Below are 15363 nucleotides of genomic sequence, written 5' to 3' on the forward strand. Positions count from 1 at the left end.
AATGACCGCAGCATTTGAACCAGAGCAGCCCACCTCCGCTCAGCAGCAGGCCGCCGCACTGGAGCTCGAATGGGCTGCCAACCCGCGTTGGGAAGGCGTCACCCGCGATTACTCGGCCACCGACGTCGTCCGCCTCCGCGGCCGGGTCTCCGAAGAACACACCTTGGCCAGGCGCGGCTCGGAGAAGCTGTGGAAGCAGCTCACGGAAGAGCACAAGGAAGGCAAGTACACCAACGCACTCGGTGCACTGACCGGCAACCAGGCCGTGCAGCAGGTCAAGGCCGGCCTGCGGGCCATCTACCTTTCCGGCTGGCAGGTAGCAGCCGACGCCAACAACTCCGGCCACACCTACCCGGACCAGTCGCTCTACCCGGCCAACTCGGTCCCCACCGTGGTCCGCCGCATCAACAACGCCCTGCTCCGCGCCGACCAGATCGAATTCTCCGAGGGCATCCAGACCGTTGAGGACTGGCTGGTCCCGATCGTCGCCGACGCAGAAGCCGGTTTCGGCGGTCCGCTGAACGCCTACGAACTCATGAAATCCATGATCCAGGCCGGCGCCTCGGGAGTGCACTGGGAAGACCAGCTCGCTTCCGAGAAGAAGTGCGGCCACCTCGGCGGCAAGGTGCTTATCCCCACCCAGCAGCATGTCCGGACCCTGAACGCTGCCCGCCTCGCGGCCGACGTCGCCGGCACCCCTTCGGTGATCATCGCCCGTACCGACGCCGAGGCAGCAACCCTGATCACCTCCGACGTCGACGAGCGCGACCAGGAATTCATCACCGGCGAGCGCACCGCGGAGGGCTTCTACAAGGTCCGCAACGGAATCGAACCCTGTATCGCCCGCGCCAAGGCCTACGCCCCGTATTCGGACCTCATCTGGATGGAAACGGGCACCCCGGACCTGGAACTCGCCCGCAAGTTCGCCGAGTCCGTCAAGGCCGAATTCCCGGACCAGATGCTCTCGTACAACTGCTCGCCGTCGTTCAACTGGCGCAAGCACCTGGACGACGCCACCATCGCGAAGTTCCAGCGTGAACTCGGCGCCATGGGCTTCACCTTCCAGTTCATCACCCTGGCCGGCTTCCACGCCCTGAACTACTCGATGTTCGACCTCGCCCACGGTTACGCCCGTGAAGGCATGAGCGCCTACGTCGAACTCCAGGAAAAGGAATTCGCCTCCGAGTCCCGCGGCTACACCGCAACCAAGCACCAGCGCGAAGTCGGCACTGGCTACTTCGACGACATTGCCACTGCGCTCAACCCGAACGCGTCCACCCTGGCCCTGGTGGGATCCACCGAAGAAGGCCAGTTCCACTAATCCCCAGCCGCCCCCTCCACTCGCAAGCTCGCGAGGGAACCCGGCGGCCGTGGGCCCACTCCCCAACTAGATAGCAGTAGGTGTCGTTTTGAGCCCCCAAAACGACACCTACTGCGAGTCAGTTGGGACCCTCAAGAGGAGAATTCCGATGAACAGCTTCACTGACAATTACACGATCAACGGCATCACGCTGACCGCCCAGCCTATCCACCGGCAGAACGAGGTTCTTACCCCGGATGCCCTGGAGTTCGTGGCAAAGCTGCACCGGGCTACGGCGGAACGCCGTCAGGAGCTGATGCAGGCGCGGCACACCCGCCGCGGCCAGATTTCCGGCGGCCAGGACCCGCAGTTCCTCCCCGAGACGGCGGAAATCCGCAACGATCCGAACTGGCGCGTCGCTCCCCCGGCCCCGGGCCTGGAAGACCGCCGCGTGGAAATCACCGGACCGGTTGACCGGAAGATGACCATCAACGCGCTGAACTCCGGCGCGAAGGTGTGGCTGGCAGACATGGAAGACTCCTCCACCCCCACGTGGCGCAACGTCATCCAGGGCCAGCTGAACCTCACGGACGCCCTTGAGCGCCGGATCGACTTCACCTCGCCCGAGGGCAAGGAATACAAGCTCCGTGCCGCCGAGGACCTGCCCACCATCGTGGTCCGGCCCCGCGGCTGGCACCTGCCGGAGAAGCACATGCTCATCGACGGAAAGCCCGTTGCCGGTGGTGTGGTCGACTTCGGCCTGTTCTTCTTCCACAACGCCCGCCGCCTGCTGGCACAGGGCAAGGGCCCGTACTTCTACCTGCCCAAGATCGAGAACCACCTCGAAGCCCGCCTCTGGAACGACATCTTCGTCCTGGCCCAGGACCTGCTCGGCATCCCGCAGGGCACCATCCGCGCCACCGTGCTGATCGAGACCATCACGGCGGCATTCGAGATGGAGGAGATCCTCTTCGAGCTGCGCGATCACGCCTCGGGCCTGAACGCCGGACGCTGGGACTACATCTTCTCCGTGATCAAGAACTTCCGCACCCGCGGCCCCCGCTTCGTGTTGCCGGACCGCGCCCAGGTCTCCATGACCCAGCCCTTCATGCGCTCCTACACCGAGCAACTGGTCCGGGCCTGCCACCGCCGTGGCGCCATGGCGATCGGCGGCATGGCCGCTGCCGTTCCCAACCGCAAGGACGAGGCCGCCAACACGGCAGCGTTCGAGAAGGTCCGCGCGGACAAGACCCGCGAAGCCGGCGACGGCTTCGACGGTTCCTGGGTTGCGCACCCGGACCTGGTTCCGGTGTGCCGGGAAGTGTTCGACGGCGTACTCGGCGATCGTCCGAACCAACTGGACCGCTCACGCGAGGATGTCACCCCGGACGACCGCGCCCTGATCGACATCGCCTCCACCGAGGGCACCATCACCGAGACCGGCATCCGGAACAACATCGAGGTGGGTATCCGCTACATCGAGTCCTGGCTGCGCGGCAACGGCGCCGTGGCCATCCACAACCTGATGGAGGACGCGGCAACGGCGGAGATCTCCCGTTCACAGCTGTGGCAGTGGATCTACTCCCACGCCATCACCGACACCGGCGAGCTCATTACCCGCGAATGGGTCAACGACCTCCTCGACGAAGAGTTCGCACGGCTGGAACGCTTCGACGACGACCGCTTCAACGATGCCCGCAGCATCTTCGAGGAAGTCGCCTTGGCCGAGGAGTTCCCCACCTTCCTGACCATCCCGGCCTACGCCCGCTACCTCACGGAAGCCCGCGAAGAAGCCACCAAGGAAGAACTCGTAGCCGCCTAGTCCCCACGCCCCGCTGGGCTGCCTGCACTCTTCGCAACAAGTGACCCCGATGGCCGGGGAGGCAGCCCAGCGACGGAACCCCACCCAGCGATGTGAACCCGCTTAGCGCTGTCGGGCCACCCAGCGCACAGAGAGGGTGGTGCAGACGCAAAACGCGGCGACCGAACCAAGGATCACCAGGAGTGGCACGGTCCAGCCGTCGGAGATGCTGTGCACGTAACCGACGATGGTGGGAGCCAAGGCTGCGAAGCAGTACCCGACCCCCTGCACGACGGCGGACATCTTGCCTGCCGAGGCTTGGTCGCGCGCGAACTTGATGATGGCGATGAAAATGACCGTGATGCCACCACCCTGTGCGACTCCACCCAGGGACGACCACAACCACCACCAACCCGGGGCCAGCAACAAGCCCAAAGGTACGGTCAGCCACAGGGCACTCAAGGTGACCGCGACCGCCGTCGTGCTGGCGAAACGGGCGATGAGCGGCACGCCGAGCCCGCCCACAATCGCGAAGATCTGGAAGAGCGATGACCCGGCGCCAGCTTGTGCGGTGCCCATGCCGAGTTCATCGGACAGGAAGCTCGGAAGCCACGCGGTCACGCCGTAGTACGAGAATGCCTGGCCGGCGAATCCCAGTGTCAGGCCGACGGTCAGCCAGCCAACGCCGGAGCCGTTGCCGGCTCGCGACCCGTCGGCGGCCGGAACGGGAGCCGGCACGAAAGCTTGCCGGGCACCGACCGTTGGGACCCAGAACAGAATGGCCGCCAGGGCAAGGAGGGCGCTCGCCCCCAAGGCAAGCCGCCAGCCCACAAGTTCTGCAAGCGGGGCCGTGGCCACCGAGGTCAGGAAGGACCCGATGTTCAGCGCCGCCGTGTAGACGCCCATCGCGGTTGCCTGGCGTCGAGGCGCAAAATCGCGGCGAATGATGAGCGGCACCGCGATGTTGCCGATAGTGATGGCAAGGCCGATGAGGACGGTACCCACTATCACCGGAACTCCGCCGCCGCTGGAGCGGATCACGACGCCGGCCAGCACGCCCATGAGCGTGAGCATCACCGCGAATTCGGCACCGAATCTGCGCCCGGCCAGCGCAGCCAGCGGCGCTGCGAGCGAGAAGCAGAGGACGGGAATGCCGGTCAGCAGCCCGAGTTCCACGGGCGAGAATCCAAGGTCCCGTTTCAGGGAATCCACCACCGGCGCCACCGCGACGAAAGGTCCGCGCATGTTGAGGGCTATGAGGCCGATACATGCCAGGATCAGCCAGCCTCGCGGCACCTTGGCGAGGAACTGGCCGGTCACGGGGTGCGCTGGAGGGTAGGGAAGGTAGGCATCACCTTCATTGCTATCACGACCCGCCGTTGCTGAACCCTACGTGACGCACCTCAGCCCGTTGCTTGGAGCGTGGCTTCAATTACTGCCGGAGACAGGACGTGCTGGGTGACCATCTGGCTCGCGCCGAGGATCGCGGCCTGGTCCCCTGCCATCGAAATGCCGATGCGCAGATGCGAAGTAGCCAGCGGGAGGGAGCGCCGGTAGACCACTTCACGGATGCCTGCAACGAGGTGCTCGCCAGCCTCCCCAACGCTGCCGCCGATCACGATCATCGAGGGGTTGAGCAGATTCACCACGGTTGCCAGGACATCGCCGACGTCACGTCCGGCCTGCCGGAGAGCTTGAATGGCCTGGAGGTTTCCCTCAGCCACGAGCCGCAGCACGTCGCCGCCGTTGGTGGCCTCCAGTCCTTGGGCCTTCAGTTGGCGGGCGACGGCGGGGCCAGAGGCGAGTGCTTCAAGGCAGCCGTAGTTCCCGCAACGGCAGAGGACGTCGTCGCCACGGGGAACCCTCACGTGACCGAGGTCCCCGGCAGTTCCGTTGGCGCCGCGCTGCAACTCGCCGCTGCTGATGATGCCCGCGCCGATGCCCGTGGCGATTTTGACGAAGAGCAAGTTGTCGTGGTCCGGCCAATACGCTGTGCGTTCGCCGAGGGCCATGATGTTGACGTCGTTGTCCACCAGGACCGGAACCGGCAGGGAGCGCTGCATGTAACGGACCACGTCGAATCCGTCCCAGCCGGGCATGATAGGCGGCTTGACCGGCCGACCGGTGTCGTGTTCCACGGGGCCAGGCAGTCCGATGCCGATCCCGGCCAGGTCCTCGAGGTTGCGGCCCGCTTCGGCGAGGAGCTCCCGCCCTTCGGCCACAATCTTGCCGAGAACCACATCGGGACCGTCGGCGACTTCCTGCGCCAACCGGCGTTCGGCCAGGACTTTTCCGCCAAGATCGGTGACCGCGACGATCACGTGCGTAGCTCCGACGTCGACCGCCAGGACAACGCGGGCAGCAGGGTTGAAGGCAAAGCGCGACGGCGGCCTGCCGCCACTGGAACTCGCCTCACCGGCAGGGCCCACGAGTCCGGAGTTCATGAGGGCGTCGATGCGCGAGGCGACGGTGGAACGGGCCAACCCGGTGGTGATGGCGAGTTCGGCCCGGGTCCGCGCCTGGCCGTCGCGAAGAAGCTGAAACAGATCTCCTGCACGCGAGAGGCTTCCGGCATCCTGCACGGAGCCGTCCTTTCCGGGCGCTTTTTCGGGTGCTGAGGTCATGCATCAGTGATAGCACGATTGCTTATGTGTGTCACGCAGCAAAAGTTTGTCGATTGATTTTCAACTTTTGCTTGCTCATCGTCAAAAGTCGTCGTAGGTTGTTTGTGAGAAGGGTCACGTAGCCCACAAAGCCGCGTTGAAACTCAGAGACTCCGTTTACGAAGAGGTAACTGATCTTGTCCAACCACTCACAGGCAACAACCAGAGTTGGCGTCGGCATTCTTGGCGCCGGCCCCGTCACCCAAGCAATCCACCTGCCTTCCCTTGCCCGGCTCCGGAACATCCTGGAAGTCCGCCACATCATGGACGTCGACGCCGCCGTCGCAGAATCGGTCGCAGCCCGCGTCGGCGCCAACCACAGCACCAGCATGGACGCGCTCCTGAATGATCCCGACGTCGACATCGTGGCCATCTGCAGTCCCCACCAGTTCCACGCGGACCAAGTCATCGCCGCATGCCGCGCCGGAAAGAAAGCGATCCTCTGCGAGAAGCCCTTCGCGATGAGCGGCGAGGAGGCTGCACGGATTTCAACGGTCAGCGAGGAAACCGGCGTTCCGATCATCGTGGGCGCTATGCACACTTTCGATCCCGGCTGGCTCGCAGCGGAGGCCAACTGGGGCGATCTCCCCGAAACAGCCCACACCATCCGTTCCTCCATCGTCCTTCCGCCCAATGCCCGCTTCGAAGACTTCGCCACCGAAATCCTCACCCGGCCCGCCGGCGGCGCCCCCGACTACAGCGATGTGGAAGTCGTCAAGAACGCCCTCCGCGGCGGCATCATGGGACTCGCCATCCACGACCTTCCACTCGTGCGCCGCTTCACCCCGGATTTCGAAGACCTCGAAGTCCTGCAGGCTCGGCATGTCCGCCCCTTCGGCTATGTGATTTCCCTGCGTGCCGGAAAACAGGGCGCAGGCAACCGGACTATCGAACTGCGTGCAGCCATGAACAAGACCTGGAAGCCGGAATGGACCTTCGAAGCGATCTCGGATGACGCAGCCCTTCGCGTGGACTTCACTCCTTCATATGTACAGGCGGGCTCGGCGGTCGCAACCATCACCCGCGGCTCCACAAGCACAACGTACGGGCCGTTCGAGCACAACGGCTATGAGGGCGAGTGGCGCGAACTTGCCCAACTGGCCCTCGGAATAAAGCAGCCGCCGTCCGCCGAAAGCCTCATCAACGACCTCACCTTCGCGATCGCCATTGCCGACGCCACGGTGGATCTCGCCGCGGTTGAGCACGCAAACAGCCATGCAGGAGCCCACTCATGAGCAGCCAGTACACGGTCACTGCCACCCCCCAGGCAGAAGAGAGCGGCGCAGTGGGACTCGCCGTCGCCTCGCTGCCGGCCAGCTTCGGTCCCGTAGCGGCCGGGGACACCGCACGGATTTCCGCCATCGACGGCGCCCCGGGCTGGACCACTGAGACCATCAAGGCGATCGACGGCGGAGCGCTGGGCATCGTCGTGGTCAATCCGGTCGTGGAAAACACCGCCGCCCTGCGCGACGCCGCTGAAACAACCGGCGTCGCGGTTGTCCTGGACCAGCGCTGGGCATCCAACCCCGGACTCGCTGGAGCCGAAGACGCAGTCCGCTCAGTAGCCGGCCGGGCCGCCATGCTGGACACCGTCGCCACAGCCGCGGCAGGAACCGATCCGGAACGACTCCTCACCGAGCACCTCGCCGCCGTCGTACGCGTCACCGGTCAACTGGACGCGCTTCGCGTCCTGCACCGGGGCACGCACGGCTACACGGTTTCCGGCCGGCTCCTCAACGGCGCACCGGTTTCGCTCCAGGGCGTGCTGAGCAACTCCCGGCCCGCCGGCGTCGACCTCCGGCTCTACACCGACGACGGCGGTGTCAGCATTGCGGTCCCCGAACCGCTTGCTGCCTGGCCGGCTGAAGTCCGGGCTACCGGACCCCAAGGGGAAATCCTCCTGCCCACGCTTTACGAATCCGCCCACCGCACCACCTGGCGCCGGCTCAAGGAACACCTCGACGCCGGCACTTTTCCCTCCGATCTCGCCGGCTTTGCGCGGCTGACGGAATCCATCGCGCACCTGTCCTGAACCCGCACTCCACCTCAACTACCGACCCTCAATAGCAGAGCACCAAAAGCAATCATTCACCTTCTCGACGACGAGCCGGACCGCCCCAAACGCGAACATCACGCAGCGGTCCCGAAAGGAATCATCATGACTGTTCAGTCCGAAGCCAGCCGCAATTTCTCCCGCAGGGGCTTCCTCGGCCTCACGGCAGCAGCGGCGGCGGTCCCGCTGCTCGCGGCTTGCGGCGGCGGCTCCAGCTCGAGCTCCTCCGGCGGCGCCATCAAGTTCTGGGACATGCCGTGGGCAACTCCGGCCTACAACGATGCCGCCAAGAAGATCACCGAGGCCTACGCGCCCACGGGAAGCAACGGCAAGGCCGGCTACCAGATCATCCAGTGGAACAACTTCTACCAGACCTTCTCCTCGGCCATCGCGTCCAAGACCGGTCCCGCGGTGTCCACCGGTGGCGGCTTCCAAGCGTTCCAGTTCGAGCAGCAAGGCCAGATCGCTTACGCGGACAAGGTTGTGGAGGCGCTCAAGAAGAACGGCCAGTTCGACGACTTCCTGCCGGGCGTGCTGGAGCCATTCAAGTCGGACAAGGGCTATGTTGCTATTCCTTGGCAGTTGGACATGCGCGTCTTCTGGTACCGGAAGTCCCTCTTCGACCAGGCGGGCGTGGCTCTGCCGACGGACTGGGCTTCCCTCCTTGAAGCCGGCAAGGCCCTGAAAAAGATTGGCGCCGTCGGCTTCGGCACGGGCGCCGGCGCCGGAAACAACTTCGGCAACCACTCGATGATCATGATGATGGTCAACAACGGCGGTGGCGTCTTCACCAAGGATGGCCAACTGGACGTCATGAACGACCGCAATGTCGAAGCGATCGAGTTCCTCCTGGAACTCCACTCGAACGGGATCATCGACCCCGCTGCGGTCAGCTACACCACCGACAACATGTCCGCCCAGTGGAAAGACAAGAAAATCGGATTTGGGGTCTTCCAGGCCGGTGCCGCGGAACGAATCGGGGACACGTCGGGTGACTTCGCCGTTGCGAGCCCCATCGCTGGACCGCATGGTGACAAGGGAACGCTCGTGTTCCCCAACAACATCATGATGTACAAGAACAGTCCCTCACAGGAAAGCTCCGAAGCGTTCCTCGTGTACTACATGGGCCAGCTCAAGCAGCTGTGGCAGCAGAAGCTCATGGCCGCCCTTCCTGTCTTCAAGTCCATCACCGAGCTCCCCGAGTTTGCGAGCAACGCGAACAACGTCAAGATCGTCAAAGAATGGCAGCCCATCGCAAAGACTTTCGCCGCACAGGGAAGCACCCTCAACGCGAACCTCGCTGTCCTCGACGGCGGCCAGGCACTCAACCAGTTCACCCAGACGATCCTGACCGGCAAGACCGATGCCAAGACCGCGTTGCAGGCCTTCAAGACCGGCCTCGAATCCGTGATCAAAAAGTAAAGCAGTCATCATGTCAACCACCACAGCACAGTCCGGCCTCGCCCGGGCCCGCCGGGGACTTGCCCCCGGCGGGCCCGGGGGCGGGTCCTTGAATCGCAAGGGCAAGCTGTCAGGCCAGACCCGCCGGACGTTTTTCTGGCTCCTGCTGCCCTCGATCATCCTGCTCGTCCTGATCCACGGCTACCCGCTGATCTACGCCGGCGTCCAAGCAACCCACGACGGCTCCCTGATCGACACAGGCAACTTCGTCGGCGTCGAGAACTTCGGCCATGTCCTGTCCTCCCCGGCGTTCTGGAAGGCCGCCCAGTTCACCCTGTGGTTCACGATCGTCGGCGTCTTCGGTTCCTGGCTGGTCGGCCTTGGCCTGGCCCTGCTGCTGCGCACCAAAATCCCGGCAGGCGGCACCTTCAAGATTCTGCTCCTCCTGCCCTGGGTGGTGCCGATCGTGGTCTCCTCCACCGCGTGGAACTGGCTCGTGGCCACCCCGGACAGCCTCATTCCGTCGCTCTTCCGCGGCCTTGGCCTGGGCACGCCCCTTTTCCTGGCGGACCCCAACCTGGCCGCGGTCATGGTCATGGCGTTCAAGGTCTGGGTCAGCTTCCCCTTCATGATGATGATGATCTCGGCCGCCCTGGCCTCCGTGGACACCACCGTCTATGAAGCCGCCAGCATGGACGGCGCCAGCAAGTGGCAGCAGTTCAGCCAGATCACGCTGCCGCTGATCGCCCGATCCACCTACATCAGCTGGATTCTGATGACAATCTTCTGCGTCAACGACTTCCCCACCATTTACCTCCTCACCGGCGGCGGCCCCGTCGACGCCACCACCTCCCTCGTGGTCCTCGCCTACCGCACGGTCTTCCAGGACTTCCAGACCGGACCCGGCGTCGCCATCGCCTTCCTCATGACCCTCACCCTCGTCGTCGTGTCGGTCTTCCTGTACCGCCAGATCCGAAAGTCGAGCGTCGAATAATGAGCGCAGTACTCCACGCACACCCCGCATCCGGGCCCACCCTCGGAGTCGCAGGTCCGGAAAAAACCCGCCGGGTCCTCTCCGAGGCAGGCCTGCGCGGACGCTGGTGGCGGTTCGTCCTGATCCTGGCTATCACAGCCATCGTCCTCGTCCCCATCATGGTCACTGTGGTCCTGGCCCTGACTCCGGGCCCCAACAGCACCGCCACGGGGCTGACCCTGGAGAACCTCAGCAACGTCTTCTCCAAGACCCTGGCTGCCACCTGGCTCAAGAACAGCCTCATCACCACCATCAGCACGGTGATTGTCTCCGTGGCCGTGGCCGCGCCGGCAGGATATGTCCTCTCCCGCGGCCGCAGCAAGGCCGTCTCCGGCTACTCGCTGCTGCTGTTCGTCATGCAGTCCCTGCCCATCATCACCTCCGTGGTGCCGCTGTTCATCCTGTTCGCGGGCCTGGGACTCGTGGACAACCTCCTTGGCCTGATCATCATCTACGTCGGCTCGACAATGACCGTGGCCACGTGGATGATGGCGGCATACTTCGATTCCATCCCCGTCAGCCTCGAGGAGGCCTCGTGGATCGACGGCTGTTCGGTCTTCGGATCGTTCACCAAGGTGGTTCTGCGGAATTCCCTGCCCGGCATCCTCTCGACGGCCATCTTCGCCTTCCTCCTGGCCTGGAACGACTACCTCGTCGCTATCGTGTTCCTGCGCTCCAACGAGATCTTCACCCTCCCCATGGGTGTGCAGTCCTTCTTCCAGCAAAACGCCACGGATTGGTCCGGGGTCATGGCCCTCGCGGTCGTCATGATGCTCCCGCCGATCGTCGTTTTCGCCACCCTGAACAAGTACTTCAGTGTCGGCGGCATTGGCGGATCCCTCGCCGGCCGCTAACGGCCGTTATACAACTCGCATCGAACGCAACTGACAACGCAAAGGAAAACCATGTCTTACTCCATCCAGCTGTACACCCTGCGCAATGCCATGCAGGAAGACCTGCCCGGCACCATCAAGAAGGTTGCCGAGATCGGTTACACGCAGGTTGAACCCTACAATTTCGTGGCCACGGCGAAGGAGCTCGGCGCTGCATTGAAGGAGAACGGGCTGACGGCCCCGTCCGGCCACGCGCCGCTGCTGAGCCAGGACCAGGACGAAATCTTCGCAGCCGCCAAGGAACTCGGCATTAGTACGGTCATCGACCCGTACCTGCCTGCCGAACACTGGCAGAACGCCGAAGACATCCAGGCCACCGCGGCCAAACTCAACGCGGCGGCGAAGAAGAGCGCCGAATACGGCATCCGCGTCGGCTACCACAACCACGCTTGGGAACTCGAGTCCACGATCGAGGGCCAGACCGCCCTGGAATACTTCGCGGGCCTCCTTGACCCGGAGCTGATCCTGGAAGTCGACACCTACTGGGCATCCGTCGGTGGCCAGAACCCCGTGGAACTGCTCGCCCGCCTCGGTGACCGCGTGAAGTTCATCCACATCAAGGACGGCCCCGGCACCACGGACACCAAAGCCCAGCTGCCGGCAGGCCAGGGCACCATCCCGGTGCTCGACGTCATCGCTGCCGCCAAGTCCCTGGAAGTGGGCGTCGTGGAATTCGACGACTACGCCGGAGACATCTTCGAAGGCATCGCCGAAAGCCTCGCATTCCTTCAGAACTCCGCTGCAACCGCCGGAGCCGAAGCATGAGCGCCGGAACGCACCAGTCCACCCCCTCCACCCGTCGCGGCCCAGTGGGCGTCGCCGTCATCGGCGCCGGCAACATCAGCAAGCAGTACCTTGACAACCTGACGGTCTTCCCGGACCTCAAGGTCCACATCATCGCAGACCTCTTCGAGGAAGCCGCGGAAGCACGCGCCAAGGAATACGGCATCCCCGAGTGGGGCGGCGTGGACGCGGCACTGAACCACCCCGACGTCGAGATCATCGTGAACCTGACCATCCCGGCCGCGCACGTCGAAGTGGCCACGGCAGCCGTGAACGCGGGCAAGCACGTCTGGACCGAGAAGCCGTTCTCCCTTGACCGCGAATCCGGCTTGGGCCTGTTGAAGACGGCCGACGCCGCGGGCATCCGCCTCGGCTGCGCACCGGACACCTTCCTGGGCGCAGGCCTGCAGACGGCCCGGAGGATCATCGAACGCGGCGACATCGGAACCCCGTTGACGGCCCTGACCATGTTCCAGACCCCGGGTCCGGAGTCCTGGCACCCGAACCCGGCCTTCCTGTTCGCCCAGGGCGCGGGTCCGCTCTTCGACATGGGCCCGTACTACATCACCGCGCTGGTCCAGACCTTCGGCTCGGTAAGGCGCGTCGCCGCCGTCGGCTCCAAAGCCAAAGAAGTCCGCGTGGTCGGTTCCGGGCCCAAGGCTGGCGAGGAATTCGCCGTCGAGGTCCCCACGCACGTCAGTGCCATGCTCCGGTTCGACGGCGGGGCCTCCTCGCACAGCGTCTTCAGCTTCGAGTCCCCCGCCTGCGGATGGGCTTCGTGGAGATCACCGGCACCGAGGGCACGCTCGAGCTCCCGGACCCGAACTACTTCGACGGCGACCTCAAGCTCTGGCGCGCGGGAGCCAAAGAACCGGAAACCATTCCCGCGACGGGACCGGCCAACGGCCGCGGCATGGGCGTGCTGGACATGGCCCGTTCCCTCCGTGCCGGCGTTCCTCACCGCGCCCAGGGAGCCCTCGCTTACCATGTGGTCGATACCTTGGTTTCCATTTCCGAGTCCGCCGAAACCGGCACCTTTGTAGGCGTCGACAGCTCCGCCGTGACCTCCCAGGCCCTCCCCGAGGACTGGGACCCGATGGCCGCCACCCTCTAGGAACAACTCATGACCAGCTCCGCCCCTACCCCCACCAACCCGCAGGACGGCCACGCGGGCAAGACAACTCTCGGTGTTGCCGCCATCGGCTACGCGTTCATGGGCAAGGCCCATTCGAACGCGTGGCGGAACGTGGCCAGCTTCTTCGATGTTCCGGCCTTCGAGCAGAAAGTGCTCGTGGGCCGGGACCCGGAACAGGTTGCCGAGGCCGCGGCGAAGTACGGTTGGGCGGAGTCTGCCACGGACTGGCGTTCGGTCCTGGAACGCGATGACATCCACATCGTGGACATCTGCGCGCCAGGCTGGATGCACGCCGAGATCGCCATCGCGGCGCTGGAAGCGGGCAAGCACGTGCTCGTGGAGAAACCCCTCGCCAACACCCTGGCGGAGGCCGAAGCCATGACGGATGCCGCGCGTGCCGCCCGTGCGCGCGGTATCCAGTCCATGATCGGCTTCAACTACCGCCGGGTACCGGCCCTTGCTTTGGCCCGCGAGCTGATCGCCGAGGGCAGGCTGGGCACGGTCCGGCATGTCCGGGCGTCGTACCTGCAGGACTGGCTCGTGGACGAGGACTCCCCCATGACTTGGCGGCTCAACAAGGAAACCGCCGGGTCCGGCGCGCTGGGCGACATCGCCTCCCACGCCATCGACCAGGTCCTGTTCCTGCTCGGGGACACCGTCACCGAGGTCTCCGGCCGGCTGCACACTTTCGTGAACAGCCGTCCCGGTGCGTATGGTCCGGAACAAGTAACGGTCGACGACGCCGCCTGGGCAACGCTGACCCTCGCCTCCGGGGCGGTCGCCTCCGTGGAAGTCTCGCGCATGGCCACGGGCCAGAAGAACTCGCTCAAACTCGAGGTCTACGGGGACAAGGGGTCCATCCTGTTCGACCTGGAATCCATCAATGAGCTTGGTTTCCTGGACGCCACGGCCCCTGTCCGGGAGCAAGGATTCCGCCGGATCCTGGTCAACGAACCCGAACACCCCTACATCGACGCCTGGTGGCCCCAAGGCCACGTCATCGGCTGGGAGCACACCTTCACCCATGAAATCCGCGACTTCCTGGCCGCCATCGACGCCGGGACCCCGCCGTCGCCGTCGTTCGACGACGGCCTCGCCGTCCAGCGGGTCCTGGCCGCCATCGAAGAATCCGCGGACGCCAAGAGCGCCATCATCCAGGTCGCCGGTCACTGACGGCCCTGGCCTGAAACACGCCCCTCGAAACTTTTCTGCAAGGAGAACCAATGCCCCGCCCGTACACCCTGTTCACCGGCCAGTGGGCCGACCTGCCCTTCGAAGAAGTCGCCCGCCTCGCCTCCGGCTGGGGCTATGACGGCCTGGAAATCGCCGTCTCCGGCGACCACCTGGATGCCTGGCGCTGGGACGAACCCGGCTACGTCGAGAACAAGCTCGCAATCCTGGACAAATACAACCTCAAGGTCTGGGCCATCTCCAACCACCTCAAAGGCCAGGCCGTGTGCGATGACCCCATCGACTTCCGCCACCAGGTCATCGTCGGCGCCAAGGTCTGGGGCGACGGGGACCCCGAAGGCGTCCGCCAACGCGCCGCCGAGGAAATGAAACTCACCGCCCGCCTCGCCAAAGCCCTCGGCGTGGACACCGTCGTCGGATTCACCGGATCCTCCATCTGGCAATACGTCGCCATGTTCCCGCCCGTCCCCGAGAAAGTCATCGAGGCCGGCTACCAGGACTTCGCCGACCGCTGGAACCCCATCCTGGACGTCTTCGACGAATGCGGGGTCCGCTTCGCCCACGAAGTCCACCCTTCCGAGATCGCCTACGACTACTGGACCACCGTCCGGACCCTGGAAGCGATCGGGCACCGCGAGGCGTTCGGCCTGAACTGGGACCCCTCCCACTTCATGTGGCAAGGCATCGACCCGGTCTCCTTCATCTGGGACTTCAAGGACCGGATCTACCACGTGGACTGCAAGGACACCAAGCTGCGCCCCACCGGCCGGAACACCGTCCTGGGCTCCCACCTGCCCTGGGGCGACCCGCGCCGCGGCTGGGACTTCGTCTCCGCCGGACGCGGCGACGTGCCCTGGGAATCGAGTTTCCGGGCCCTCACCGCGATCGGCTACAACGGCCCGATCTCCGTGGAATGGGAAGACGCGGGCATGGACCGCCTCCACGGCGCCCCCGAAGCCCTGGCAGCCCTCAAGAAGTTCGACTTCCCGCCGTCGCAAACCTCTTTCGACGCCGCCTTCAGCCAGGACTGACCCTCCGGTTAGCGCGAGTTGGCGGCAGATGCCCCCAAAATCCGATTTTGCGGGCATCTGCCGCCAACTCGCGCCCCGA

Annotated in this window: 12 protein-coding genes and 1 pseudogene; 11 read left to right on the top strand and 2 right to left on the bottom strand. The window is 65.0% G+C overall.

What is annotated here, in order from left to right:
- The first annotated feature begins 1 nt into the window (after position 1).
- Positions 2-1321 carry an isocitrate lyase gene (aceA, locus tag OW521_RS11325; protein ID WP_268025474.1) on the top strand — a complete coding sequence of 440 codons (1320 nt, stop codon included), beginning with the start codon at positions 2-4 and terminating at the stop codon, positions 1319-1321.
- 148 nt (positions 1322-1469) lie between these two features.
- Positions 1470-3122, top strand: a complete 1653-nt coding sequence (aceB, locus tag OW521_RS11330; protein WP_268025476.1) for a malate synthase A — start codon at positions 1470-1472, stop codon at positions 3120-3122.
- 102 nt (positions 3123-3224) lie between these two features.
- Here the strand turns inward: aceB and OW521_RS11335 are convergent, their stop codons facing one another.
- Positions 3225-4421 (bottom strand): MFS transporter, encoded by a 1197-nt coding sequence (locus OW521_RS11335; protein WP_268025478.1) that lies wholly within the window; start codon positions 4419-4421, stop codon positions 3225-3227.
- 83 nt (positions 4422-4504) lie between these two features.
- Positions 4505-5725: an ROK family transcriptional regulator gene (locus OW521_RS11340; protein ID WP_268025480.1), complete on the bottom strand. Its 1221-nt coding sequence runs from the start codon at positions 5723-5725 to the stop codon at positions 4505-4507.
- A 176-nt stretch (positions 5726-5901) separates the two neighbouring features.
- Between OW521_RS11340 and OW521_RS11345 the strand changes: the two genes are divergently transcribed.
- From OW521_RS11345 to OW521_RS11385, 9 genes and pseudogenes are all read left to right on the top strand, one after another.
- Entirely contained in the window at positions 5902-6999 is a 1098-nt protein-coding gene (locus OW521_RS11345) for a Gfo/Idh/MocA family protein (RefSeq protein ID WP_268025481.1), read from the top strand.
- A complete protein-coding gene (locus OW521_RS11350; protein ID WP_268025482.1) occupies positions 6996-7796 on the top strand; it encodes a hypothetical protein in 801 nt (266 codons plus the stop codon). Before OW521_RS11345 ends, OW521_RS11350 begins: the two co-directional genes overlap by 4 nt.
- 126 nt (positions 7797-7922) lie before the next feature.
- Entirely contained in the window at positions 7923-9239 is a 1317-nt protein-coding gene (locus OW521_RS11355; protein WP_268025483.1) for an ABC transporter substrate-binding protein, read from the top strand.
- 10 nt (positions 9240-9249) lie between these two features.
- The gene (locus tag OW521_RS11360) at positions 9250-10212 is read left to right on the top strand and encodes a carbohydrate ABC transporter permease (protein ID WP_268025484.1); all 963 of its coding nucleotides are present in this window, start codon (positions 9250-9252) and stop codon (positions 10210-10212) included.
- Positions 10212-11105: a carbohydrate ABC transporter permease gene (locus OW521_RS11365; protein WP_268025485.1), complete on the top strand. Its 894-nt coding sequence runs from the start codon at positions 10212-10214 to the stop codon at positions 11103-11105. The genes OW521_RS11360 and OW521_RS11365 overlap by 1 nt, the downstream gene beginning before the upstream one ends.
- A gap of 51 nt (positions 11106-11156) precedes the next feature.
- On the top strand, positions 11157-11909 hold the full coding sequence (locus OW521_RS11370; RefSeq protein WP_268025487.1) for a sugar phosphate isomerase/epimerase family protein: 753 nt from the start codon (positions 11157-11159) through the stop codon (positions 11907-11909).
- Positions 11906-13041: pseudogene (locus tag OW521_RS11375) on the top strand (Gfo/Idh/MocA family protein). The gene OW521_RS11370 and the pseudogene OW521_RS11375 overlap by 4 nt, the downstream one beginning before the upstream one ends.
- A gap of 9 nt (positions 13042-13050) precedes the next feature.
- Positions 13051-14235, top strand: coding sequence for a Gfo/Idh/MocA family protein (locus OW521_RS11380; RefSeq protein WP_268025489.1), 1185 nt, complete (start codon positions 13051-13053; stop codon positions 14233-14235).
- Between the two features lie 50 nt (positions 14236-14285).
- On the top strand, positions 14286-15284 hold the full coding sequence (locus OW521_RS11385) for a sugar phosphate isomerase/epimerase family protein (protein ID WP_268025491.1): 999 nt from the start codon (positions 14286-14288) through the stop codon (positions 15282-15284).
- Positions 15285-15363: the final 79 nt, after the last annotated feature.

Source organism: Arthrobacter sp. MMS18-M83 (assembly GCF_026683955.1).
Lineage (GTDB): Bacteria > Actinomycetota > Actinomycetes > Actinomycetales > Micrococcaceae > Arthrobacter.

Bases quoted from the DNA above. Each gene is read 5' to 3' on its own strand.
- aceB (WP_268025476.1), top strand. From the start codon at position 1,470: ATGAACAGCTTCACTGACAATTACACGATCAACGGCATCACGCTGACC.
- OW521_RS11360 (WP_268025484.1), top strand. From the start codon at position 9,250: ATGTCAACCACCACAGCACAGTCCGGCCTCGCCCGGGCCCGCCGGGGA.
- OW521_RS11365 (WP_268025485.1), top strand. From the start codon at position 10,212: ATGAGCGCAGTACTCCACGCACACCCCGCATCCGGGCCCACCCTCGGA.
- OW521_RS11340 (WP_268025480.1), bottom strand. From the start codon at position 5,725: ATGACCTCAGCACCCGAAAAAGCGCCCGGAAAGGACGGCTCCGTGCAG.
- OW521_RS11385 (WP_268025491.1), top strand. From the start codon at position 14,286: ATGCCCCGCCCGTACACCCTGTTCACCGGCCAGTGGGCCGACCTGCCC.
- OW521_RS11350 (WP_268025482.1), top strand. From the start codon at position 6,996: ATGAGCAGCCAGTACACGGTCACTGCCACCCCCCAGGCAGAAGAGAGC.
- OW521_RS11355 (WP_268025483.1), top strand. From the start codon at position 7,923: ATGACTGTTCAGTCCGAAGCCAGCCGCAATTTCTCCCGCAGGGGCTTC.
- aceA (WP_268025474.1), top strand. From the start codon at position 2: ATGACCGCAGCATTTGAACCAGAGCAGCCCACCTCCGCTCAGCAGCAG.
- OW521_RS11370 (WP_268025487.1), top strand. From the start codon at position 11,157: ATGTCTTACTCCATCCAGCTGTACACCCTGCGCAATGCCATGCAGGAA.
- OW521_RS11380 (WP_268025489.1), top strand. From the start codon at position 13,051: ATGACCAGCTCCGCCCCTACCCCCACCAACCCGCAGGACGGCCACGCG.